Source organism: Paractinoplanes pyxinae, from assembly GCF_026626335.1.
GTDB lineage: Bacteria > Actinomycetota > Actinomycetes > Mycobacteriales > Micromonosporaceae > Actinoplanes > Actinoplanes pyxinae.
Window position 1 is genome coordinate 242288 of sequence record NZ_JAPNTZ010000007.1, and the last position, 20667, is coordinate 262954.

The following is a 20667-nucleotide window of genomic DNA, read 5'->3' on the forward strand; positions in this document are numbered from 1 at the left end:
TCAGGCCTCCGGAGCCAGCAGCTCGGGCACGACGTCGCGCAGCTTCTCGATCGGGATCGCGCCCGCCCGCAGCACCTGCGGCGCCTCGCCGCTGACGTCGACGATCGTGCTCGGCGCCGGGTCGTGCGCGGGGCCCGCCTCGAGATAGACCCGGACCGCGTACTCGAGCTGGTCGCGCGCCGCCTCGGCGGTGGCCGGCGCGGGCGAGCCGACCTTGTTGGCCGTGGTGACCGCCATCGGGCCGACCGCGCGCAGCACCTCGAGCGCGACCGGGTGCAGCGGCATGCGCACGGCGATGCGGCCGCCGGTCTCGCCCAGGTCCCACTGCAGGCTGGGCGAATGCTCGACGTAGAGGGTCAGCGCGCCCGGCCAGAACGCGTCGGCCAGCTCACGGGCCGCCTTGGGCAGCGAGTAGACCAGGCCGTCGAGCGTGTGGCGGGAACCGACCAGCACGGGCGGCGGAACGAAGTCGGTGACGCTGCGCGCGTGGTGCAGCGCGGTGATCGCGTGCGGGGTGAACGCGTCCGCCCCGACGCCGTACACCGTGTCGGTCGGCATGACGACCAGCTCACCGCTCTTGACCGCCTCGACGGCGGCGGCGATGCCGCGATCCCGGTCCGCGGTGGTACGGCAGTCGTAGAGCATCACACCGTGCAGTCTGCCATGCGAAGAGAGCGCATCGATCAGGTGCGCCGGGCCGTCGCGTAGCGCGGCCGCCCGGTGAGGTCGTCATGGGCGGCCACCTCGGCGAACCGGCCGTCGGCGCGCAGCAGCGCGGGGACCGCCTCGCCGTGCACGTCGTCGTGCTCGATCCCGACCACGCCGCCCGGCTCCAGCAGGGCCGCGGCCAGCGCGATGACCGGCCGGATAACCTCGAGGCCGTCCCCGCCGCCGAAGACCGCCTCGGCCGGGTCGAGGCCGACCTCGGCCGGCACCTCGGTGGCCGAGGGAACGTAGGGCGGATTGCAGAGCACCACGTTCACGGCGCCGCGCAGCTCCGCCAGCACGCCCGGATCGGTCACGTCACCCTCGACCACCTCGACGACCGGATAGCCGGCCGCGTTGCGGCGCAGGTAGGCCAGCGCCGCCGGCGACCGCTCGACCGCGACCACCCGGGCCGGCCGGGCCTCGTCGGCCACGGCGAGCGCGATCGCTCCCGACCCGCTGCACAGGTCGGCCACCGTCGCGCCCGGCGCGGTGTGCTCGATCCCCCAGCCGGCGAGGAGTTCCGTCTCGGGTCGTGGGACGAAGACGCCGTCGCCCACCTGAAGTTCGAGATGCCGGAAGGCGGCCGTGCCGACCAGATGTTGCAGCGGGATCCGCTTGACCCGCTCGGCCACCAGGGCGGTGAACCGGCTCAGCTCGTCGGCCCGCAACGAGTCCATGAGCAGCAACCGCCCACGTGGGACGCCCAGCACGTGCGCGGCCAGCAGCTCGGCATCGACCCGGGGCGATGCGATCCCGGCGGCGGCGAGATCGGCCACCGCGCTTGCCAGGGCGGCGCTCAGCGAAGATCGGGAGATGTTTTCCAAGTCCGGCACGGCATAATCATCTCCACGTCACGTGCGACGCCGACCGGCCGGGTCGGCGACCTGACGCGCGGCACCGGTGGGAGGCGCCTGGTGAGTTGGTTGGACCGGCTCGCGGAAAACGTCGACGAGCTGCGCCGGGCCAACGGGCTGCAGCAGAACGGCCGCTCGGCCGAGGCGCTGCCGATCCTGGACGACGTGCTGGCCGTGGCCACCGACCCCATGACCCGGGCCTACGCGCTGGTCCAGCGGTTCGGCGCGCTCATCAACCTGGGCCGCATCGCCGATCTCGCGGCCGCCATGACCACTGCCGACAATGCCGTCCGCGAGCTCCCCGACCCGTATCTGCGCGGCCAGATGCACGCGTTCGCGGCGCTCGGCGCCCACCTCGAGCGCAATCTGGACCGTGGGGTGACCCATCTGGTGCAGGCGTCGCGCGCGCTCGCCGCCGTCCGCGAGAACGACTCCGAGACGGCCTGGGGCTGGCACGACCTGGCCATGGCGTATTCCTATCTGGGCTTTCACGGCCACGCGCTGACCGCCATCGAGCAGGCCCGCCAGGTCGGCGTGGCGGCCGGCATCGCCCCCGAAATCTTCGCGGCGCCCGGCATCCGGCTGCGCAACGCGGTCTCGCTCGACCATCAGGGCGACACCGACGGCTGCCTGCGGGTGCTGCGCGACATCGACGTCGAACTGGCCCGCTACGTGTCGATCGGGGCCGACCAGCTGCGTCCCGGCAGCCGCGCGGCCTACGGCTACTCGCTGGCCCGCCGGGCCGCCCTGGGCGAAGAGACCAGCGCCGACGCGGCCGCCTGGCTCACCGGCGGCGGCGACAGCATCCGCACCCGCGACCTGCGCCACCTCGGCCAGGTCTGCCTCACCCTGGCCGGCGGCAAACCGGAACTGGCTCTGTCCATGCTCGACTCGGTGCCCGTCTCGGCCGAGATCCTGGGCGCGGCCGAGCCGGCCCGGTTGCGCAGCATCTGCCACGCGGCGGCGGGCGACCACGCCGCCGCCCACGCCGCCGACCGGTACGCGTTCCGGCTCGCCGCCCAGCGCATCGACCGGCTGCGTGAGGGCTATCTGGACGGTGTCGCGGCCCGGCTCGACGCGCAGGAGACGCAGCGCGACGCCGGCCGCTACGGCGACGAGACCCTGACCGACCCGCTGACCGGCCTGCCCAACCGCCGCCAGCTCGAACGCTACGTGGCCACCATGCTGGCCCGGGGCGAGCGCGCGGCGATCGGCGTGTGCGACCTGGTCGGCTTCACCGAGGTCAACGCCCGGCACGGCCGGCACTGCGGCGACCTGGTGCTGCAGCGCATCGCCGGGGTGCTGAGCCGGGTCATGCGCCGGGGCGACTTCGTGGCCCGGTTCGCCGGCGACGAATTCGTGGTGGTGCTGCCGGGCGCGGGCACCACCCAGGCGGCCGAGGTGTCGCGCCGGATCGCCGCCGCCACCAACGCCGAGAACTGGCAGATCCTGGTGCCGGGCACGCCGATCAGCCTGGCTGCGGGCTGGTCCGAGGTGGGCGCCAACGGGCGTACGCTCAGCGCCGCCCTCGCCGCGGCCGCGGCGAACCGCCTGCCCAGCCGCCCGCTCAGCGAGATGACCTAGCTTCCGCCATGAGCACCATCGAGCTCGGCGAGATGCCCACGGCCGACGGCGACCGGCCGGAGCCCGCGGGTTCGCCCGGTCTCGACCGCCGGCTCGTCCGTCAGGTCGCGCTGGCCCTGGCCGTGGTGCTGTGCGCGGTCGTGCTGGCCGGTTCCGAGGTGCCGCGGGCCGAGGGCCTTCGTCCGTTGTGGAGTGTCTCGACGGCCGAGGCGCAGGGCACGGCGCTGGGCGCCGACGCCCTCTTCGTCTATCGCACGGCCGATGCCGTCACCACGATCACGGCACACGACCTGGCCACCGGCGCGGTCCGCTGGCAGCGCCGCGTCAACGGCGCCATCGGGTACATCCAACCGGCCGACGCGGCCGGGGTGCTGTTGATCCCGACCGAGAGTCAGGTGCTCAAGCTGCCGTCGGCCGGCGACGGCACGACGTTCGAGGCCGAGGTGCACGGCGCGACGATCGCCGTCTCGAGCCGCACCGGCGAAGAGCTGTGGCGGACCGGGGGCGAACCGTACACGGTGAACGGCGACACCGCCCTGATGACCGAGTTCAGTCCGACAGCCGCGCTCGGACGGCTGCGGCTGATCCGGCTGAGCGACCGCGCCACGATCTGGAGCCGCGACACCGTCGGCGTCCGGAGCTACGTCTCGCTGCCGATGACCGACCGCCCGGACAAGGTCGTGACGGCCACCGACCAGGGCGAGGTCAAGGTCTACTCGTACGCCTCGGGCGCGCTGATCACCTCGGCCCGCATCCCCTGGGTCACGCCGCGGCCCGACGAGGGCTACTTCAACGACCTCAGCGGCACCGGCGACGTCCTGGTGGTCAACCGATCGCAGGCCAACACGTTCGACATGAGCGTCTACCGCCTCGACACTATGGCCGAGCTGTGGCGCACCTCGCACACCGACGGCTACGCGTTCGCGTGCGGGGCCGCGCTCTGCCTCAACGGCGGCCAGGGCGTGGTGGCCTACGACCCGGTCACCGGGGTCGAGCGCTGGCGGCTGCCCGACGTCACCAACGCCTGGCAGCTGAGCGCCGACCGGATGGTGGCCGGCGAGGGCACCGAGAACGGCGAGATGCAGTTGCTTGACGCGACCACCGGCCGCCCGGTCGGTGCGCCGCTCGCGGGCACCCTGGCCTGGGACGGCATGACCGGGCGGACGGCCATCGTGCTGCGCCCCACGGTGTCGCCGCAGGGCCGCACCGCGGTCACCCGGTGGGACCTGGAAACCGGGCGGTCGTGGCTGCTGGGCACGATCGCCCCCGTGGGCGGGCCGCCCTGCGCGGTCCGGCCGGGCATCCTGGCCTGTAACCGGGGCGACAGCTACGAGGTCCTGGCCGTCCGGTGAGCCCGCTCACGGGCGGGTGCGTTACGGGCGGCGGCCGATCTCGGTCTCGCCGGCCAGCCGGGCCGCCCGGTCGGCCTCGGCCAGCGCGTCCAGCACGCCGTCGAGCTCGCCGCCGAGCACCAGGTCGAGGTTGTACGCGGTGTAGCCGATGCGGTGGTCGGTGATCCGGTTCTGCGGGAAGTTGTAGGTGCGGATCCGCTCCGAGCGGTCGACCGTGCGCACCTGGGCCTTGCGCGAGTCGGAGGCCGCCGCGTCCGCCTCCTCCTGCGCGATGGCCAGCAGCCGGGAGCGCAGGATGCGCATCGCCGACTCCTTGTTCTGCAGCTGGCTCTTCTCGTTCTGGCAGCTCACCACCGTGCCGGTGGGGATGTGCGTGATCCGCACGGCCGAGTCGGTGGTGTTGACCGACTGGCCACCGGGACCGGACGAGCGGAACACGTCGATCCGCAGGTCGTTGGGCGCGATCTCGAGCTCGACCTCCTCGGCCTCGGGCAGCACCAGCACGCCGGCGGCCGAGGTGTGGATGCGGCCCTGCGACTCGGTGACCGGAACGCGCTGCACCCGGTGCACGCCGCCCTCCCACTTCATGCGGGACCAGACGCCGTGACCGCCCTCGGGCACACCCTTGGTGCGGACGCCGATCGAGATGTCCTTGACCCCGCCGAGGTCCGACTCCTGCGAGTCGATCACCTCGATCGCCCAGCCCCGGCGCTCCGCGTAGCGGGTGTACATGCGCAGCAGGTCGCCGGCGAACAGCGCCGATTCCTGGCCGCCCTCGCCCGCCTTGATCTCGATGATCACGTCCTTGGCGTCGCTGGGGTCGCGCGGGATCAGCATCTCGCCCAGCTTCTCCTCCAGCGGCGGCAGCGCGGCCGCGACCGACTCGACCTCGGCCGCGAAGGCCGGGTCCTCGGCCGCCAGCTCCTTGGCCGCGGCCAGGTCGGCCCGGGCCGCCTCGAGCTCGGCGTGGGCGGCGTAGATGGGGGCCAGCTCGGCGAAGCGTCGGCCGACCCGGCGCACGAGGGCCTGGTCCGAGTGGATGGAGGGGTCTTCCATCCGCTGCTCGAGCGCGGCGTACTCGTCGAGAAGGCTGCTCAGCCGATCGTTGCTCACGGGTCTCTCCCTCACCGAATTCCGGCCGACATGCGAACGGCGCCCGCCCCCGGGTCGGGAACGGGCGCCGTTGAAGCAGTTACTTCTTCTTCGCGGCGTTGACCTTGGCGTACTTCGCCTGGAACTTCGCGACCCGGCCCGCGGTGTCGAGGACGCGCTGCTTGCCGGTGTAGAACGGGTGGCAGGCGCTGCAGGTCTCGACGCGGATCTCGTCGCCCTTGGCGGTGCTGCGGGTCGTGAAAGTGCTGCCGCAGGAGCAGATGACCTCGGTGGTCGTGTACTCCGGGTGAATGCCGCTCTTCATGTTTCTCGGTCCCTCTCGAAAAGTGGTCGCCGGGTCGCATCGAAGCGGGAACCGGAACCTTCTGGCCGATGTACCAGTCTGCCATGCCGCCGCGTCCAGGCGAAATCGGCGTGACTTGCGGTGTCAACGCCCACCCCGAACCGGGCATTCCCGTCCGTTTTGCCCGAATCTCTGGCGGGCGGCGGCCCAGGTAATCTCTTGCTCCGGGGGCGCGGAGACATGACGAAACTTCTGATCACGCGGGGCCTGCCGGCGTCGGGCAAGACGACGTTCGCCCGCGCCCTCCAGCCGGACGTGGTCCGGGTCAACCGCGACGACCTGCGCCGCATGCTGCACGGCCGGCGTCTCTACACCGACCGGGCCGAGCGCGAGGTCACCCTGGTTCAGCGGGCGTCGGTCGAGGCGCTGTTACGCAAGGGCGTCAGTGTGATCGTCGACGACACCAATCTCGGGGCCGAGGTCGTACGCCGATGGGCCACCCTGGCCGCCCGGCATCAGGCGACGTTCGAGGTGCACGACTTCACCGGCGTGCCGCTGGAGGAATGCATCCGCCGCGACGCCGGACGCGACCCGGCCGACCACGTCGGTGAGGCCGGCATCCGCCGCATGCATCAGCAGTACCTGGCCGGCCGTACTCTTCCGCTGCCACTCCCGTACGCCGAGACCGGAGAACCCGAGCGGTGACGCACCCGCGCACCCACCACCTGCCCGGCTCGTCCGGCGCCGCCGGCGACCTGACGCAGCCCGATCTGTCCTGGCTGGACGGTGAGCTGGTGGTGACCGAGAAGCTTGACGGCGGCCTCCTCACCTTCACCCGGGACGCCATCCACGGCCGCTCACCCGGCGACGACGCGCGGCCCTGGGACCGCCCGGCCAAGGCGCTGTGGGCCATGACGTCGCACCGGATCCCGGACGACTGGCGGGTCTGCGGCGAGTCGATGTGGGCCCGCCGGGGCATCGCGTACTCCGACCTGCCCGGCGTCTTCATCGTCTTCGGCATCTGGGACGAGACGGACACGCTGCTCGGCTGGGACGACACGGTCGACTGGGCGCGACGGCTGGAGCTGCCGGTGGTGCCGGTTCTCTATCGCGGCGGCAGCATCTCCGAGGCCCGGGCGGCCTGGGCCGGTTGCCGCACGCCGCGCAATTCCGAGGGGTACGTCGTCCGCGCGGCCGGCCGCATCCCGGCCGCCGAGTTCGCGGTGAAGGTGCTGGCCTGGGTGCACGCGGAGCACAAACGCGTTCCGGAACCGGACGACTTCGCCGTCAATGAGTTCGCCTGACCGGACACCCGTCCCGAGCCAGCGCCGACGCCTCCTCGTCGAGGTAGAAGGCGGGCCGCAGGTCCATCTCGTCGTAGTAGCGGTGGAAGACCGGGGTGATCCCGCCCGACATCGGCGGCACGATCCACGTCCAGTCGGCGGGCACGCGCCGCCCGGCCTTCTCCTCGTTGCTCAGGTGCTTGAGAAAGCGCCGCGACTCGGTGTGGTGGTCGCTCATCTTGATGCCGGCCTTCTCGAACGAGTGCAGCACGGCCACGTTGAGCTCGAGCAGGGCCCGGTCGCGCCACAGCGTCGACTCCCGGCTGGTGTCCAGGCCCAGCCGGGCCGCCACCACCGGCAGCATGTCGTAGCGGTCGGCGTCGGCCAGGTTGCGGGCGCCGATCTCGGTGCCCAGGTACCAGCCGTTGAACGGGGCCAGCGGGTAGTGCACGCCGCCGACGGTGAGCCGCATGTTCGAGATGGCCGGTACGGCATGCCAGCGCAGGCCGAGCTCGGCGAACCAGCCGTACTCGGGATGCGTCAGCGGGACCTCGCGGATGGCCCGTTCGGGCAGCTCGTAAAGGCGTACGCCCTCATTCGGGGTTTCGATCGCGAGCGGCAGCACGTCGAACTGCTCGCCCTTGCCGCGCCACCCGTAGCCCCGCATGGCCGCGGTGAACTGCTCCTGCCGCGAGTCACCCACCGGGCAACCGTCGGCGCCGCGATAACCCGCGTACCGGATGAGCTGTTCGTTCCAGACCCGGGCGTACGGCTGACCCGGTTGCGCCGGGGCGAAAACGCTGATGACCGGCCGGATCTGGCCCTCGCCGGCGGTCTGCAGATGGTTGACGAGCAGCGAGAAGATCTCGTCGGCGGTCCGCGCGCGGCGCCGGTCGAGCACGACGAGGCTGCGCCAGTAGAGACGGCCGATGCACCGGCTCGCGTTGCGCCAGGCCAGTTTCGCGCCGTAGGCGAGTTCCTCGGTGGTGTGCACGTAGGTTCCGGTGGCCGCGATCTGGGCCCGCACGATGGCCAGGCGGGGCTCGACCGGCCCCAGCCGCTGGTTCGCGGTGTAGCACTGCCGCAGAAAGTCCTCGGCCTCGCCCGGATCGGCCGGCGCGGACGGATCCCACGGTTCGGCCGGCTCGTCCCGGTAACCAGGCACTGTCATCGGGCCTCCCCCAACCGTCTGTGTTTTACAGCCCGAGGAGATTCGCACGGCTTTGCCCGGTGTCGCACACACAGTTTGTGCGACAAAAAGGGCGCGGCCCCTCGTTGCCGAGAGGCCGCGCCCTTTTCTGGCTTTTACTCGCCGGGCGTGGACTTCGCGATCTGCATCAGGAACTCCACGTTGGTCCGGGTCTGCTTGAGCCGGTCGAGCAGCAGGTCGAGCGCCGCACCGGAGTCGAGCGAGTGCAGCACCTTGCGCAGCTTGTGGATGATCGCCAGCTCTTCCTTGCCGAGCAGGATCTCTTCCTTGCGCGTGCCGGACGGGTCGATGTCGATGGCCGGGAAGACCCGCTTGTCGGCGATCTTGCGGTCGAGCTTGAGCTCGGCGTTACCCGTGCCCTTGAACTCCTCGAAGATCACCGTGTCCATCATCGAACCGGTCTCGACCAGCGCGGTCGCGAGAATGGTGAGCGAGCCACCGTTCTCGATGTTGCGCGCCGCGCCCAGGAACCGCTTCGGCGGGTAGAGCGCCGTCGAATCGATACCACCCGACATGATGCGGCCGGAGGCCGGCGCGGCCAGGTTGTACGACCGGCCGAGCCGGGTCACCGAGTCGAGCAGCACGACCACGTCGTGACCCAGCTCGACAAGGCGCTTGGCCCGCTCGATGGCCAGCTCGGCGACCGTGGTGTGGTCCTGCGGCGGCCGGTCGAACGTGGCCGCGACGACCTCGCCCTTGACCGAGCGCTGCATGTCGGTGACTTCTTCGGGCCGCTCGTCGACCAGCACGACCATCAGGTGGCACTCGGGGTTGTTGTGGGTGATCGCGTTGGCGATCGCCTGCAGCACCATCGTCTTACCGGCCTTGGGCGGCGAGACGATGAGCGCCCGCTGGCCCTTGCCGATCGGCATGACCAGGTCGATGACGCGGGTGGTCAGGATGTGCGGCTCGGTCTCGAGACGCAGCCTTTCCTGCGGGTAGAGCGGGGTGAGCTTGTAGAACTCCGGACGGCGCCGGGCCTCGTCGGGCTCCATCCCGTTGATGGTGTCCAGCCGCACCAGCGGGTTGTACTTGTCGCGCCGCTGGTCACCGCCGCCACCCTCGCGGGGCGTGGCCCGCACGGCGCCGGTGACCGCGTCACCGCGGCGCAGCCCGTGCTTCTTGACCTGCGACATCGACACGTACACGTCGTTCGGGCCGGAGAGGTAACCGGTCGTGCGGACGAAGGCGTAGTTGTCGAGCACGTCGAGAATGCCGGCCACGGGGACGAGCACGTCGTCCTCGCTGACGTGCGGCTCGCGGCCGCCGTCGCGCTGACCGCCACCCTCGTTGCCGTCGCGGTCGCGACCCCGCCGGCGGTCACGGAACCGGCTGCGGCGGCTGCGGCGGCCACCCTCGCCGTCGTTGTCGTCGTCGTCATCGCGGTTGTCGTTGCGGCCCTGGTCGTTGCGACCCTGGTCGTTCCGGTTGTCGCCGCGCTGACGGTCGTTGCGGTCCCGGTCGTTGCGGTCGCGGTCGCCCCGCTGACGGTCGTTGCGGTCGCGGTCGTTGCGGTCGCGGTTGCGCTCGCCCCGGTCCGGCCGCTCGGTGCGCTCGGCACGCTCGGTCGTCTCGGCCTCGACGGCGGTGGCGGCCGAATCGCGCGGCTCGCGGTCCGCCCGCGGCTCGCGGTCACGGTCGCGACCCCGGCTGCGGCGGCTGCCACCCTCGGCGGGCGCGGCCGGAGCCTCGGCCGCCTCGGGCGGCGCGGTCGCGACCACGGTCGGCGTCGTCTCGATCGGCCCGGTGGGCGCGTCCGAGGGCGCGGCGGCCGGCGGCTCGACCTTGGCCGCCGCGGCCACGGGGGCCGTGGCGACGACGGGCGCGGGGGCCTCGGCCTCGGCGGACGCCGGAGCCTGCTTGGCGGCCTGGCTGCTGCGCGGACGCGGCGCGCTCTCGGCGGGGGCTCCGCCGCTCTGACGCTCGGTGATCGCGGTGATCAGTTCGCCCTTACGCATCCGGGCGGTGCCCGAGATGCCGAGGGACGCGGCGAGGCTTTGCAGCTCGGGCAGCAGCATCGCGGACAGCCCGGTGCCGCCTCGGCGGCGCTTCGTGGCGGTCGCGGTGGTGCCGGCGCCGGCGTCAGCGACGTCAGAAACACCCGACGTCACGTCGGTGGTGTCGCTCAATGGATTCCTTCCGTCGGAAAAAGCCCGAGACGCCCGGTTCTGCAGCCTGATGGCCGGGTGTCGCGGTACCCGCCTCGCATGAGCAATGCGGGAGTTTTGTGCAGCACGGCAGCTCGACGGTGTCCCTGCTCGTCAAAGGTTTGACGAGTAGGTCTCGGCGAGTGCAGCGACCTTCTCGGTGCTGCTCGGCGTGTGCCTTTGAGGAGGTGAGACGGCCGAAAGGCCACAAAAGTCTCGGGGGTGCGCGCCGAACCGCAGAGATCGCTTAGCGGCTGTGTGCTTGGTCTTGAGCGTAGTCAACTCGTGCGACCTGCGGCAACAGGGCCCCGCTAGGCGAGTTCCACCATACTCCCTTTGACAAGAGCACCGGCGCCATCCACGCCCAACGACTCGGCGCGCCATGATGTTCCCGGATGGAAATCGCCCGGGACCTCGGTCAACGCGAGCACCGAGGGGCCCGCCCCACTGACCACAGCCGCCACACCGACCGAGCGCAGCGACGCGACGAGCGACGCCGTGCCGGGCATGGCCTCGGCCCGATAGCCCTGGTGCAGGCGGTCCTCGGTAGCCGGGAAGAGCAGTGCCGGGTCGCCGGTCAGCGCGTGGGTCAGCAGCGCGGCCCGGCCCGCGTTGAACGACGCGTCGGCGTGCGGCACGTCGGCGGGCAGGGCGGCGCGGGCCGACGAGGTGTAGCCGCGTTCGGACGGGATGAAGACTGTCGGATGCACGCCGCCGGCGACCGGCAGCTTCACCGCGCGCGCCCCGGAACCCTCGGTCCAGGCGATGGTGAAGCCGCCGAGCAGGCAGGGGGCCACGTTGTCGGGGTGGCCCTCGAGCCGGGCCGCGATGCGCAGCGCGTCGTTGTCGTCCAGATCGTTACGCACCAGGCCGCGGGCCAGCTGCACGCCACCGACGATCGCGGCCGAGGACGAGCCGAGGCCGCGCGCCTGCGGGATGCGGTTGACGCATTCCACGGCCAGGCCGGGCGGGCGCTCGCCGAGCTCGTCGAAGGTGGCCAGCATCGCGCGCAGCACCAGGTGCGACTCGTCACCGGGCAGCTCGCCGGCGCCCTCGCCGGTCACGGTCACCGTGAAACGGCCCGGGGTGACCCGGGCCGTGAGGTCGTCGTGCAGCGTGAGCGCGAGGCCCAGCGCGTCGAAGCCGGGACCGAGGTTGGCGCTGGTGGCGGGGGTGCGCACGGACACCGGCTCGGTGGCGAAGATCAGGGCCATCGCTTCATGTTAGGGCTTGATCACTTTCACGGAACTGTCGCACCCGTGGCCACCCGGCGGGTGGCGATCCGCCAGACGACCGCGTAGACCAGAGTGACCAGGCCGCAGCCGGCCAGGATCACCCGCTCGTCGACGATGTCGACCACTGCCGTCGCCCCCAGCTGACTGATCGCGATGGCCAGCGTGGCCAGCATGAGGTCGGTCGAGAAGACGCGCCCGCGCAGCCGGTCGGGCACCTCGCCCTGCAGCGCGAAGTTCGACAGCACCCAGTTGGCCCCGCCCGCCAGGTGAGCCACGAAAACCAGCAACAGCACCAGCGGGAACCAGGGAGTGACCGAGACGCCGAGATAACCGATGCCGTACAGCGCCATCGAAAGCGCCAATCCTGGGAAGAGCCACGAGCGGCGGCGGATCACCGGTCCCAGGACGAACGGCCCGGCCAGTGCGCCCGCCCCGCGTACGGCGAAAAGCAGGCCGGCCCCGAGCACGCCGGCGCCGTGCAGCCCGGCGATGAGCGGGAAGACGGTGAGCACGCCGTTGCCGAGCCCGGCCGCCATCTTGACGGTCACCAGGGCGCGGATGCGGGGATTCTCGCGCAGATAGCCGAACGACTCGCGCAACGCGTGCCGGGTGCGGGGCGCGGGAACGCTGTCGTCCCGGCCGGCCTGCATGGGGCGGCGGATGGTGGCGGTCAGCGCGGCCGCGAGCAGCAGCAGCGCGGCGGTCACCCCGAAACTGACGTACGGGCCGAAGGCCGCGCCGATCACGCCGCCGAGCGACGCCCCGACGATCGTCATCGTGCCCCAGGCCGAGCCGGAGACAGTGTTGGCCGCGGCCAGGTCTTCCGGGTCGACGACGTTGGGCAGCGCGGCCGAGGCGGCCGGCGAGTAGAAGGCCTTGGCCACCGCCATCGCGCCGATCGCGACCAGGGCCAGCGGCGCCGTCGCGGCCGACCGGACCGTGAACAACAGCAGAACAGCGGCGAACGCGGCGACGTTGGCGACAATGAGAATCTTGCGCCGGTCGAACCGGTCGGCCACCGTGCCGGTGTAGGGCAGCAGCAAGGCGTTGATGCCGGTGTCGGCCGCGAGCACCAGGCCGCCCCAGATGCCGCTGCCGGTGAGTTCCGGCAGCAGCACCAGCAGCGGAATCATGACAAACCAGTCGGCTCCGAAGACGACCAGCTCGGCCGCGAAGAGCCGCCGGAAGTCGCGGTTGCCGGTAACGACCGAGAACGCTGTGGCCACGTACAGGGACGTTACTGCCCGGTCCCGGGCGACCGGTGGCGGCCGGTCGCCCGGGGGCTCGGGCTACTCCTGGGCCGGCTTCGGGCCCTTGGGCATCTTCAGCACCTCGAACTGGTCGGTGTAGCCACGAAGGGCCCCGCTGGGCTGCGGCTCGGGCTCGGGCTCCTTGACCTCGCCCTGGCCCTCGTCCACCGGCTCCGGCGGCGTGCCCCGCTTGGCCAGGCGCTTCTGCCGGCGCTTCTCCTTGCTGTTCTCGACCATGGTGTAGAGCGTCGGCACCAGCACCAGGGTGAGCAGCGTCGAGCTGACCAGACCGCCGATGACCACAATGGCCAGTGGCTGCGAGATGAAGCCGCCCTCGCCGGTGAGGCCCAGCGCCATCGGGATCAGCGCGAAGATGGTCGCGATGGCGGTCATGAGGATCGGCCGCAGACGGTGCCGGCCGCCCTCGATCACCGCCTCCTGCACGCCCATGCCGGCCGCCCGGTAGTGGTTGATGAGGTCCATGAGCACGATGGCATTCGTCACCACGATGCCCACCAGCATCAGCACACCGATCAGGGCCGGCACGCCGAGCGGGGTCCCGGTGATCAGCAGCAGGGCGATCGCGCCGGTCGCCGCGAACGGGATGGAGACCAGCAGGATCACCGGCTGGATGAGGCTGCGGAACGTCGCCACCATGATGATGAAGACGATCGCGATGGCCGCCAGCACGGCCAGGCCCAGCTGCTGGAACGCCTCGGCCTGATCGGCGCTGGTGCCGCCGATGGTCGCCGTGGCGCCGCCCGGCAGGGTCAGCCCGTCCAGCCGCTTCTGCAGGTCACGGGTGGCCGCGCCCAGGTCGGAGCCGGAGTTCGTGCCGGTCACCGTGACCGTGCGGTCGCCGTCGACCCGGGTGACCTCCTCGGGGCCGTTGACCTCTTTGACGTCGGCCACGGTGCTCAGCGGCACCGGACCGCGGGCGGTGGTCAGCGGCAGCGCCCGCAGCGCGGCCGGGTCGGCCGGCGCCGAGCCGAACGAGATCACCACGTCCTGGCTGGCGCCGTCGACCGTGATCCGGCCGGCCGGGGCCGCCCGGAACGCACCCGCGACACTCTGCGCGATGGCGGCCTCGGTCAGCCCGGCCCGGGCCGCGGCCTCACGCTTCACCACGACGTCGAGGCGCGGGACGCTGGCCGCCAGCGAACTGTTCACCTCGAGCAGGCCCTGGTCGGTCATCGCCTTCTGCACCTGGTCCGAGGCGTTGCTCAACGCCTCGGCGTCGGCCGACTTGACCTGCACCGAGAGCTCGTTGCCGCCGCCCAGCCCGGAGGTGTCGGCGCCGATGCTGACCTCGCCGATGCCGTTCATGGCGGCGAACTTGTCACGCAGCTCGTCGGTGATCTTCACGGCGTCGGCGTCCTCGTCGAGGCCGACGTTGAAGCTGGCGGTGCTGGCGCCGCCGCCACCGGCGAACGGGTTGAAGTCGCCGCCGCTGCCCAGCGACACCTGGTAGGTCTTGACGCCCTCGGTGTCGGCCAGCACGCCCTCGACCTGCTTGGCCGCGGCGTTGGTGGCCTCGAGGTTGGTGCCGACCGGCAGTTCCTGGGTGATGTTCAGCGAGTCCTGGCCCGACTGGTCGAGGAAGTTGGTCTCGAGCCGGGTCGACAGGCCGAGCGTGCCGATCAGCACCACCAGGCCGATGGCCAGCGTGGTCCAGCGCCGCTTGGTCGCGAACCGGATCACCGGCAGATAGCCACGCTGCAGCGGGCTCCGCCGCTCCTTCTCCTCGGCGGCCCGGCGGATCGCCTCGGTGTCGGCGTCGGCCGGCGGGGGCTTGAGAAACCAGTACGCCAGCACGGGCACCACGGTCAGCGCCACGAACAGCGACGCCAGCAGGGCCACGGTGACGGTGATGGCGAACGACGAGAAGATCTGGCCGACGAAACCACCGACCAGGGCGATCGGGGCGAACACGGCCACGGTGGTCAGGGTCGAGGCGGTGACCGCGCCCGACACCTCCTTGACGGCCGAGATGATCGCGTGGACCTTCGGTTCGCCGTACTCCAGATGTCTCTTGATGTTCTCCAGGACGACGATCGAGTCGTCCACCACGCGGCCGACCGCGATGGTCAGCGCGCCCAGCGTGAGCAGGTTGAGCGTGTAGTCGCCGACCCAGAGCGCGATCAAGGCGATCAGCACCGAGAGCGGGATCGACACTGCCGTGACCAGCGTCGAGCGGATCGAGAGGAGGAAGACCAGGATGACGATCACGGCCATCACCAGGCCCAGCAGGCCCTCGGTGGTGAGGCTCTCGATCGAGCGCTCGACGAACGGCGCCTGGTCGACCACGACGGTCAGCTTGGCCCCGGAAGCCTTCTCGAGGTCGGCCAGCTGGTCCCGCACCTCGTGCGAGATGTCGACCGGGTTGCCGTCGGGCCGGGCCGTGACCGCGATGCCCAGGCTGTTGACGCCGTCGGTGCGCGTGTACGCCGTGGCGGCCGGCAGCTTGCTCTCGACCGTGGCCACCGAGCCGAGCTGAACCGGGCCCCGGGCGCCGGTGAGGTAGAGCTGCTTGAGCTGGTCGATCGAGGTGAGCGAGCTGCCCACCTGCACGGTGAGCGAGCGGCTGCCCTCGTTGACCGCGCCGGCCGGCACCGACACGCCGTTCTGCTGCAGAACCGTGGTGAGCGACTGCGGGCTGACCCCGGCCGCGGTGAGCTTGGGCAGGTTGGGGGTGATCACCACCTGGGCCGCGCGGGCGCCGGTGATCTGGGTGTCGCGCACGCCGTCGATCGCGTTGATCTCGGGCACGACCGTGTCGTTGAGCTTGTCCAGCAGCTCGCTCTCGTCGCCCCCGCCCGACGCGGCCAGCACGATGGCCGGGATGTCGTCGGTGCCGCCGGCGAAGATCGTCGGCGTCACGTCGTCCGGAAGCTGCGGCTGCACCCGGTTGACCGCGGTGGTGAGCTGGTTGACCGCCTGGTCGATGTCCGTGCCGAAGACGAAGGCGACGGTCACCGTGGCCAGGCCCTCACGGGTCGTCGAGGTGACGCTGTCGATGCCGTCGAGGCCCTTGGCCGCGTCCTCGAGCGGCTCGGTGATCTGGTCCTGGATCACTTCCGGGCCGGCGCCCGGCAGGGTCGCGGTCACGAAGGCCGCGGGGAACTCGATCGACGGGAACAGCTGCTGCTTCAGAGATGGGATGGCGAACAGCCCGAAGCCCGTGATCACCACCGCGATCAGGGCTACGAGACTTCGGTTGGCCAGGCTCAGCCGGGTCAGGAAGGACATGGTGGCTCCCCCGGTAAAAGTTCGTCCAGCATTAATAGTTTGCCCGACACGAACAAATGGTTTTCCGCCGGGGCGCACTGGTACCGTCCGTCACCAGATGGACTCGGAGTGGCCATCAGCGCGCAACGAAGGAGAGGCCCGCGGCGTTGGCCGACAAGGAACAGCTAATCGCGGACATCATGGGCGCGCAGCGGAAGCTGCAGGATGTGATCGCTGAGGACCGGGCCGATCCGCTGTTCTCGTCACATCTGACCCTGTCCCAGCTCAGAATCCTCATGCTGCTCGCCCGCCACGGCTCGGTGTCGGGCAGCGAGCTGGCCGGCATGGTCGGCATCGGCGCGGCCGCGCTGACCGGCATGATCGACCGGCTCGTGGTGCAGGACCTGGTCGCCCGCGCGGAGGATCCGCACGACCGGCGGGTACGCCGGATCGCGCTGACTCGCGCGGGCAAGCAACTCATCGCGAGCATCTTCAATGCCGGGGAGGAGAAGATGCGTACGCTCCTCAGCCGTCTCTCAGCCGAGGAGCTTGAAATCGTCGCTCAGGCGACGGCGCTCATCCTGAAGGCGTCAGGCGAGGCCTAGCTCGCGCGCGGCGATCAGGACGTCGTTCTGGATGGTGGTCGGCGACGGGGCGGTCGAGATCGCCCACTCCGGGTCCTTGAGGCCGTGCCCGGTGACCGTGCAGACCACCGTCGAACCGGCCGGGATCTTGCCCTCGGCCGCCTGCTGCAACAGACCGGCCACGCTGGCCGCGCTGCCGAGCTCGACGAAGACGCCCACCTCGCGGGCGAGCAGCCGGTAGGCCGAAAGGATCTCGCGGTCGGTGACGGCGTTGATCAGGCCGCCCGACGAGTCACGCGCGTCGAGCGCCTTGGTCCAGCTGGCCGGGTTGCCGATGCGGATGGCGGTGGCGATCGTCGACGGCTCCTCGACGACCTGGCCGGTGACGATCGGCGCCGCGCCCGAGGCCTGGAAGCCGAACATGCGCGGCAGGCGGCTGCTGTTGCCCGCCTCTTTGTCCTCCTGGTAACCCATCCAGTACGCCGAGATGTTGCCGGCGTTGCCGACCGGCAGGCAGTGGATGTCGGGCGCGTCGCCCAGCGCCTCGACGATCTCGAAGGCGGCCGTCTTCTGGCCGTGCAGGCGGAAGATGTTGACCGAGTTGACCAGCGACACCGGGAAGTCTTGCGAGAGCTTCGAGGCGAGCGCCAGGCAGTCGTCGAAGTTGCCGTTGACCTGCAACAGCTTGGCCCCGTGGACGAGCGCCTGGGCCAGCTTGCCGAGCGCGATCTTGCCCTGCGGCACGAGCACCGCGCAGGTGATGCCGGCCCGGGCCGCGTACGCCGCGGCCGAGGCGCTGGTGTTGCCGGTGGACGCGCAGATGATCGCCTTCGCGCCCTCCTCGACCGCCTTGGACACGGCCATGGTCATGCCGCGGTCCTTGAACGAGCCGGTCGGGTTGGCCCCCTCGACCTTGAGGTAGACGTCGGCCCCCGTGCGGGAGGAGAGCGCCGGGGCCGGCACGAGCGGCGTGTTGCCCTCGTGCAGCGTGACCACCGGGGTCTGGTCGGTGACCGGAAGACGGTCCCGATACGCCTCGATGAGTCCCCGATACATGGCAGCGCTCCTCTACGTTGACGCGACTCGGCCCAGCGTGCCGCAGTCAGCCGAATCTTGAGACCCGTTGTCCACCAATTGAGACTTCAGGCGCCGCCCTCGACCCGCAGCACGCTGGCGATCGAGCGGACGATGTCCAGCCCCGACAAGTCTTCGACGGTGGCGGCCAGATTCGCGTCCGGCGCGCCGTGGGTGACGATGACCAGCTTGGCGTCCTCGGCCCGGCCCGACTGCCGGACCGTCGCGATCGACACCTCGTGCTGGGCGAACACCCCGGCCACGGCGGCCAGCACGCCCGGGCGCTCGGCCACGTCGAGGCTGATGTGGTAGCGCGTCATGGCCGCGCCGATCGGGCGGATCGGCAGGTGGGCGTAGTTGCTCTCGCTCGGCGCGCGGGTGCCCGAGAGCCGGTTGCGGGCGGCCGCGACGATGTCGCCCAGCACCGCGCTGGCGGTCGGCATGCCGCCCGCGCCCCGGCCGTAGAACATGAGCTGCCCGGCCGCGTCGGCCTCGACGAAGACGGCGTTGAAGGCGTCGCCCACGCTGGCCAGCGGATGGCTCCGGGGAATCATCGCCGGGTGCACGCGTACGCTGACCGATTCCTGCCCGGTCTCGTCGGGGCCCCGCTCGGCGATGCACAGCAGCTTGATCGTGCAGCCCATCTCTTTCGCGCTGGCCATGTCGCCCGCGGTCACCCCGGTCATGCCCTCGCGGAACACGTCGGCCGCGGTGACCCGGCTGTGGAACGCGAGCGAGGCGAGGATGGCCGCCTTGGCCGCGGCGTCGAAGCCCTCGACGTCGGCGGTGGGATCGGCCTCGGCGTACCCCAGTTCGGTCGCCTCGTCGAGCGCCTCGCTGAAGCCGGCCCCCGTGGCGTCCATCGACGACAGGATGAAGTTGGTGGTGCCGTTCACGATGCCGGTGACCCGGGTGACCCGATCGCCGTGCAGCGACTCGCGCAGCGGGCGCAGCAGCGGGATGGCGCCGGCCACCGAGGCCTCGTAGTAGAGGTCGGCGTTGCCCTCGGCCGCCGCGTCGTGCAGGGCCGCGCCGTCCTCGGCCAGCAGCGCCTTGTTCGCGGTGACCACGCTCTTGCCCGCGCGCAGCGCCTCGACCAGCCAGCCGCGGGCCGGCTCGATGCCGCCCACCACCTCGATCACCACGTCGACATCGTCCCGCTTGACCAGGCCGAGCGCGTCGGTGGTGAACAGGCTCGGGTCGACCGGCAGGTCGCCGCGCTCGCGGCCCAGACGGCGGACCGCGATGCCGGCCAGCTCGAGCGGCGCGCCGATCCGGGCCGTCAGGTCGTCGGCCTGGTCGTGCAGCAGGCGCACCACTTCCGAACCGACCGTTCCGCAGCCGAGCAGGGCCAGGCGGACGGGTTTACTCACGCTCATCCAACATCCAATGCGAGCAGGTCGTCCTCGGTCTCCCGCCGCACGATCACGCGCGAGGCGCCGTCGCGCACCGCCACCACGGGCGGCCGAGGGACGTGGTTGTAGTTGCTGGCCATGCTCCGGCAGTAGGCGCCGGTGCCGGGCACGGCAAGAAGATCTCCGGGCTGCACGTCGGCGGGCAGGAATTCATCCTTCACGACGATGTCCCCGGATTCACAATGCTTTCCCACCACGCGGGCCAGGATCGGCTCGGCGTCACTCGACCGGCCGGCCACCGTGGCCGAGTAGGAAGCGTCGTAGAGCGCCGTACGAATGTTGTCGCTCATACCCCCGTCGACGCTCACGTACGTCCGGATGCCGTCGACGTCCTTGACCGTCCCCACCTCGTACAGCGTGAACACCGAGGGCCCGACGATGGCCCGGCCCGGCTCGATCGAGAGCTTGGGCTTGCGCAGCGAGGCCAGCTCGCACTCCGACTCGACGATCTTGTTGATCCGCTTGGCCAGGTCGCCGGCCGACGACGGGTCGTCCTGGGTGGTGTACGCGATGCCGAAGCCGCCGCCCAGGTCGAGCTCGGGCAGTTCGACCCCGCGGGCGTCGCGGATCTGCGCCTGCAGCTCGAGCACGCGGCGCGCCGCCACCTCGAACCCGCTGGTGTCGAAGATCTGCGAGCCGATGTGCGAGTGCAGGCCGCGCAGGTCGAGCACGTCCTCGTCCAGGATCTTGGTGGCGGCCTGGAACGCCGAGCCGCCGGCCAGCGAGAACCCGAACTTCTGGTCCTCGTGGGCGGTCGCGATGAACTCGTGGGTGTGTGCTTCGACACCCACGGTCACCCGGACGAGCACCTGCGGGCGCTGTTGCTTCTCGGCGGCCAGCGCGGTCAGGCGCTCGATCTCGTCGAACGAGTCGACCACGATGCGGCCCACCCCGGCGTCGAGGGCCCGGGTCAGCTCCGAGACCGACTTGTTGTTGCCATGGAAGCCGATCCGCTCGGCCGGGAAGCCGGCGGCCAGGGCCACGGCCAGCTCGCCTCCCGAGCAGACGTCGAGGAACAGCCCCTCCTCGTCGACGACCCGGACGACCGCCTTGCACAGGAACGACTTGCCCGCGTAATAGACGTCGGCCCCGGCGAACGCGGAGGCGAAGTCACGGCAGCGGGACCGCAGGTCGTCCTCGTCCAGCAGGTAGGCCGGGGTGCCGTGCTCGGCGGCCAGCTCGGCCACGCTCACGCCGCCGATCTCGAGGTGGCCGGCCTCGGCGCGGCTCACGGTGCGGGGCCAGAGCTGCGGCACGAGGGCGTTGACGTCGACCGGCGTCCGCAGCCAGGCCGGCCCGCGTTGTCCGAGGTCGCCGTGCAGCGCCCCGGCCTCATGAGCTCGCATC

17 protein-coding genes are annotated in these 20667 nt (G+C 71.3%); 5 read left to right on the forward strand and 12 right to left on the reverse strand.

Going from position 1 to position 20667, the window contains the following annotated elements:
• Both OWR29_RS21100 and prmC read right to left on the reverse strand, forming a co-directional pair.
• Positions 1-645, reverse strand: a complete 645-nt coding sequence (locus tag OWR29_RS21100) for an L-threonylcarbamoyladenylate synthase (protein WP_267565106.1) — start codon at positions 643-645, stop codon at positions 1-3.
• Positions 646-683: 38 nt separating this feature from the next.
• Complete coding sequence (gene prmC / locus OWR29_RS21105; protein WP_267565107.1) at positions 684-1532, reverse strand: peptide chain release factor N(5)-glutamine methyltransferase; 849 nt, start codon at positions 1530-1532, stop codon at positions 684-686.
• A gap of 90 nt (positions 1533-1622) precedes the next feature.
• Between prmC and OWR29_RS21110 the strand changes: the two genes are divergently transcribed.
• Together OWR29_RS21110 and OWR29_RS21115 are read left to right on the forward strand one after the other, a co-directional pair.
• Positions 1623-3146 (forward strand): GGDEF domain-containing protein, encoded by a 1524-nt coding sequence (locus OWR29_RS21110; protein WP_267564741.1) that lies wholly within the window; start codon positions 1623-1625, stop codon positions 3144-3146.
• Between the two features lie 8 nt (positions 3147-3154).
• A complete protein-coding gene (locus tag OWR29_RS21115) occupies positions 3155-4498 on the forward strand; it encodes an outer membrane protein assembly factor BamB family protein (RefSeq protein WP_267564743.1) in 1344 nt (447 codons plus the stop codon).
• A 21-nt stretch (positions 4499-4519) separates the two neighbouring features.
• On the opposite strand, the gene prfA is transcribed toward OWR29_RS21115, so the two are convergent.
• Together prfA and rpmE are read right to left on the reverse strand one after the other, a co-directional pair.
• Complete coding sequence (prfA, locus tag OWR29_RS21120; protein WP_267564745.1) at positions 4520-5611, reverse strand: peptide chain release factor 1; 1092 nt, start codon at positions 5609-5611, stop codon at positions 4520-4522.
• 79 nt (positions 5612-5690) lie between these two features.
• Positions 5691-5915, reverse strand: coding sequence for a 50S ribosomal protein L31 (rpmE, locus tag OWR29_RS21125; RefSeq protein WP_267564747.1), 225 nt, complete (start codon positions 5913-5915; stop codon positions 5691-5693).
• 219 nt (positions 5916-6134) lie between these two features.
• Here rpmE and OWR29_RS21130 point away from each other — a divergent pair, with 219 nt between their 5' ends.
• Positions 6135-6599 (forward strand): AAA family ATPase, encoded by a 465-nt coding sequence (locus OWR29_RS21130; protein WP_267564749.1) that lies wholly within the window; start codon positions 6135-6137, stop codon positions 6597-6599.
• Positions 6596-7198 (forward strand): RNA ligase family protein, encoded by a 603-nt coding sequence (locus OWR29_RS21135; protein ID WP_267564750.1) that lies wholly within the window; start codon positions 6596-6598, stop codon positions 7196-7198. The genes OWR29_RS21130 and OWR29_RS21135 overlap by 4 nt, the downstream gene beginning before the upstream one ends.
• Here OWR29_RS21135 and OWR29_RS21140 read toward each other — a convergent pair.
• The 5 genes from OWR29_RS21140 to OWR29_RS21160 form a co-directional block, all read right to left on the reverse strand.
• On the reverse strand, positions 7182-8348 hold the full coding sequence (locus OWR29_RS21140) for a nitric oxide synthase oxygenase (protein WP_267564752.1): 1167 nt from the start codon (positions 8346-8348) through the stop codon (positions 7182-7184). The genes OWR29_RS21135 and OWR29_RS21140 overlap by 17 nt on opposite strands.
• A 134-nt stretch (positions 8349-8482) precedes the next feature.
• The gene (rho, locus tag OWR29_RS21145; RefSeq protein WP_267564754.1) at positions 8483-10516 is read right to left on the reverse strand and encodes a transcription termination factor Rho; all 2034 of its coding nucleotides are present in this window, start codon (positions 10514-10516) and stop codon (positions 8483-8485) included.
• Between the two features lie 329 nt (positions 10517-10845).
• Positions 10846-11748: a homoserine kinase gene (gene thrB, locus OWR29_RS21150; RefSeq protein ID WP_267564756.1), complete on the reverse strand. Its 903-nt coding sequence runs from the start codon at positions 11746-11748 to the stop codon at positions 10846-10848.
• A gap of 26 nt (positions 11749-11774) precedes the next feature.
• Positions 11775-12995, reverse strand: coding sequence for an MFS transporter (locus OWR29_RS21155; RefSeq protein WP_267564757.1), 1221 nt, complete (start codon positions 12993-12995; stop codon positions 11775-11777).
• 63 nt (positions 12996-13058) lie between these two features.
• Positions 13059-16268 (reverse strand): efflux RND transporter permease subunit, encoded by a 3210-nt coding sequence (locus OWR29_RS21160; RefSeq protein ID WP_267564759.1) that lies wholly within the window; start codon positions 16266-16268, stop codon positions 13059-13061.
• A 146-nt stretch (positions 16269-16414) separates the two neighbouring features.
• On the opposite strand from OWR29_RS21160, the gene OWR29_RS21165 reads away from it, so the two are divergent.
• On the forward strand, positions 16415-16852 hold the full coding sequence (locus OWR29_RS21165; protein WP_267564761.1) for a MarR family winged helix-turn-helix transcriptional regulator: 438 nt from the start codon (positions 16415-16417) through the stop codon (positions 16850-16852).
• On the opposite strand, the gene thrC is transcribed toward OWR29_RS21165, so the two are convergent.
• The 3 genes from thrC to lysA form a co-directional block, all read right to left on the reverse strand.
• Entirely contained in the window at positions 16838-17887 is a 1050-nt protein-coding gene (thrC, locus tag OWR29_RS21170; protein ID WP_267564763.1) for a threonine synthase, read from the reverse strand. The genes OWR29_RS21165 and thrC overlap by 15 nt on opposite strands.
• Before the next feature lie 86 nt (positions 17888-17973).
• Positions 17974-19284 carry a homoserine dehydrogenase gene (locus OWR29_RS21175; RefSeq protein WP_267564764.1) on the reverse strand — a complete coding sequence of 437 codons (1311 nt, stop codon included), beginning with the start codon at positions 19282-19284 and terminating at the stop codon, positions 17974-17976.
• Positions 19281-20666 carry a diaminopimelate decarboxylase gene (gene lysA, locus OWR29_RS21180; RefSeq protein ID WP_267564766.1) on the reverse strand — a complete coding sequence of 462 codons (1386 nt, stop codon included), beginning with the start codon at positions 20664-20666 and terminating at the stop codon, positions 19281-19283. Before lysA ends, OWR29_RS21175 begins: the two co-directional genes overlap by 4 nt.
• Position 20667: the final 1 nt, after the last annotated feature.

Bases quoted from the DNA above. Each gene is read 5' to 3' on its own strand.
- lysA (WP_267564766.1), bottom strand. From the start codon at position 20,666: ATGCGAGCTCATGAGGCCGGGGCGCTGCACGGCGACCTCGGACAACGC.
- OWR29_RS21175 (WP_267564764.1), bottom strand. From the start codon at position 19,284: ATGAGCGTGAGTAAACCCGTCCGCCTGGCCCTGCTCGGCTGCGGAACG.
- OWR29_RS21160 (WP_267564759.1), bottom strand. From the start codon at position 16,268: ATGTCCTTCCTGACCCGGCTGAGCCTGGCCAACCGAAGTCTCGTAGCC.
- OWR29_RS21130 (WP_267564749.1), top strand. From the start codon at position 6,135: ATGACGAAACTTCTGATCACGCGGGGCCTGCCGGCGTCGGGCAAGACG.
- thrB (WP_267564756.1), bottom strand. From the start codon at position 11,748: ATGGCCCTGATCTTCGCCACCGAGCCGGTGTCCGTGCGCACCCCCGCC.
- thrC (WP_267564763.1), bottom strand. From the start codon at position 17,887: ATGTATCGGGGACTCATCGAGGCGTATCGGGACCGTCTTCCGGTCACC.
- OWR29_RS21115 (WP_267564743.1), top strand. From the start codon at position 3,155: ATGAGCACCATCGAGCTCGGCGAGATGCCCACGGCCGACGGCGACCGG.
- OWR29_RS21100 (WP_267565106.1), bottom strand. From the start codon at position 645: ATGCTCTACGACTGCCGTACCACCGCGGACCGGGATCGCGGCATCGCC.
- rpmE (WP_267564747.1), bottom strand. From the start codon at position 5,915: ATGAAGAGCGGCATTCACCCGGAGTACACGACCACCGAGGTCATCTGC.
- OWR29_RS21140 (WP_267564752.1), bottom strand. From the start codon at position 8,348: ATGACAGTGCCTGGTTACCGGGACGAGCCGGCCGAACCGTGGGATCCG.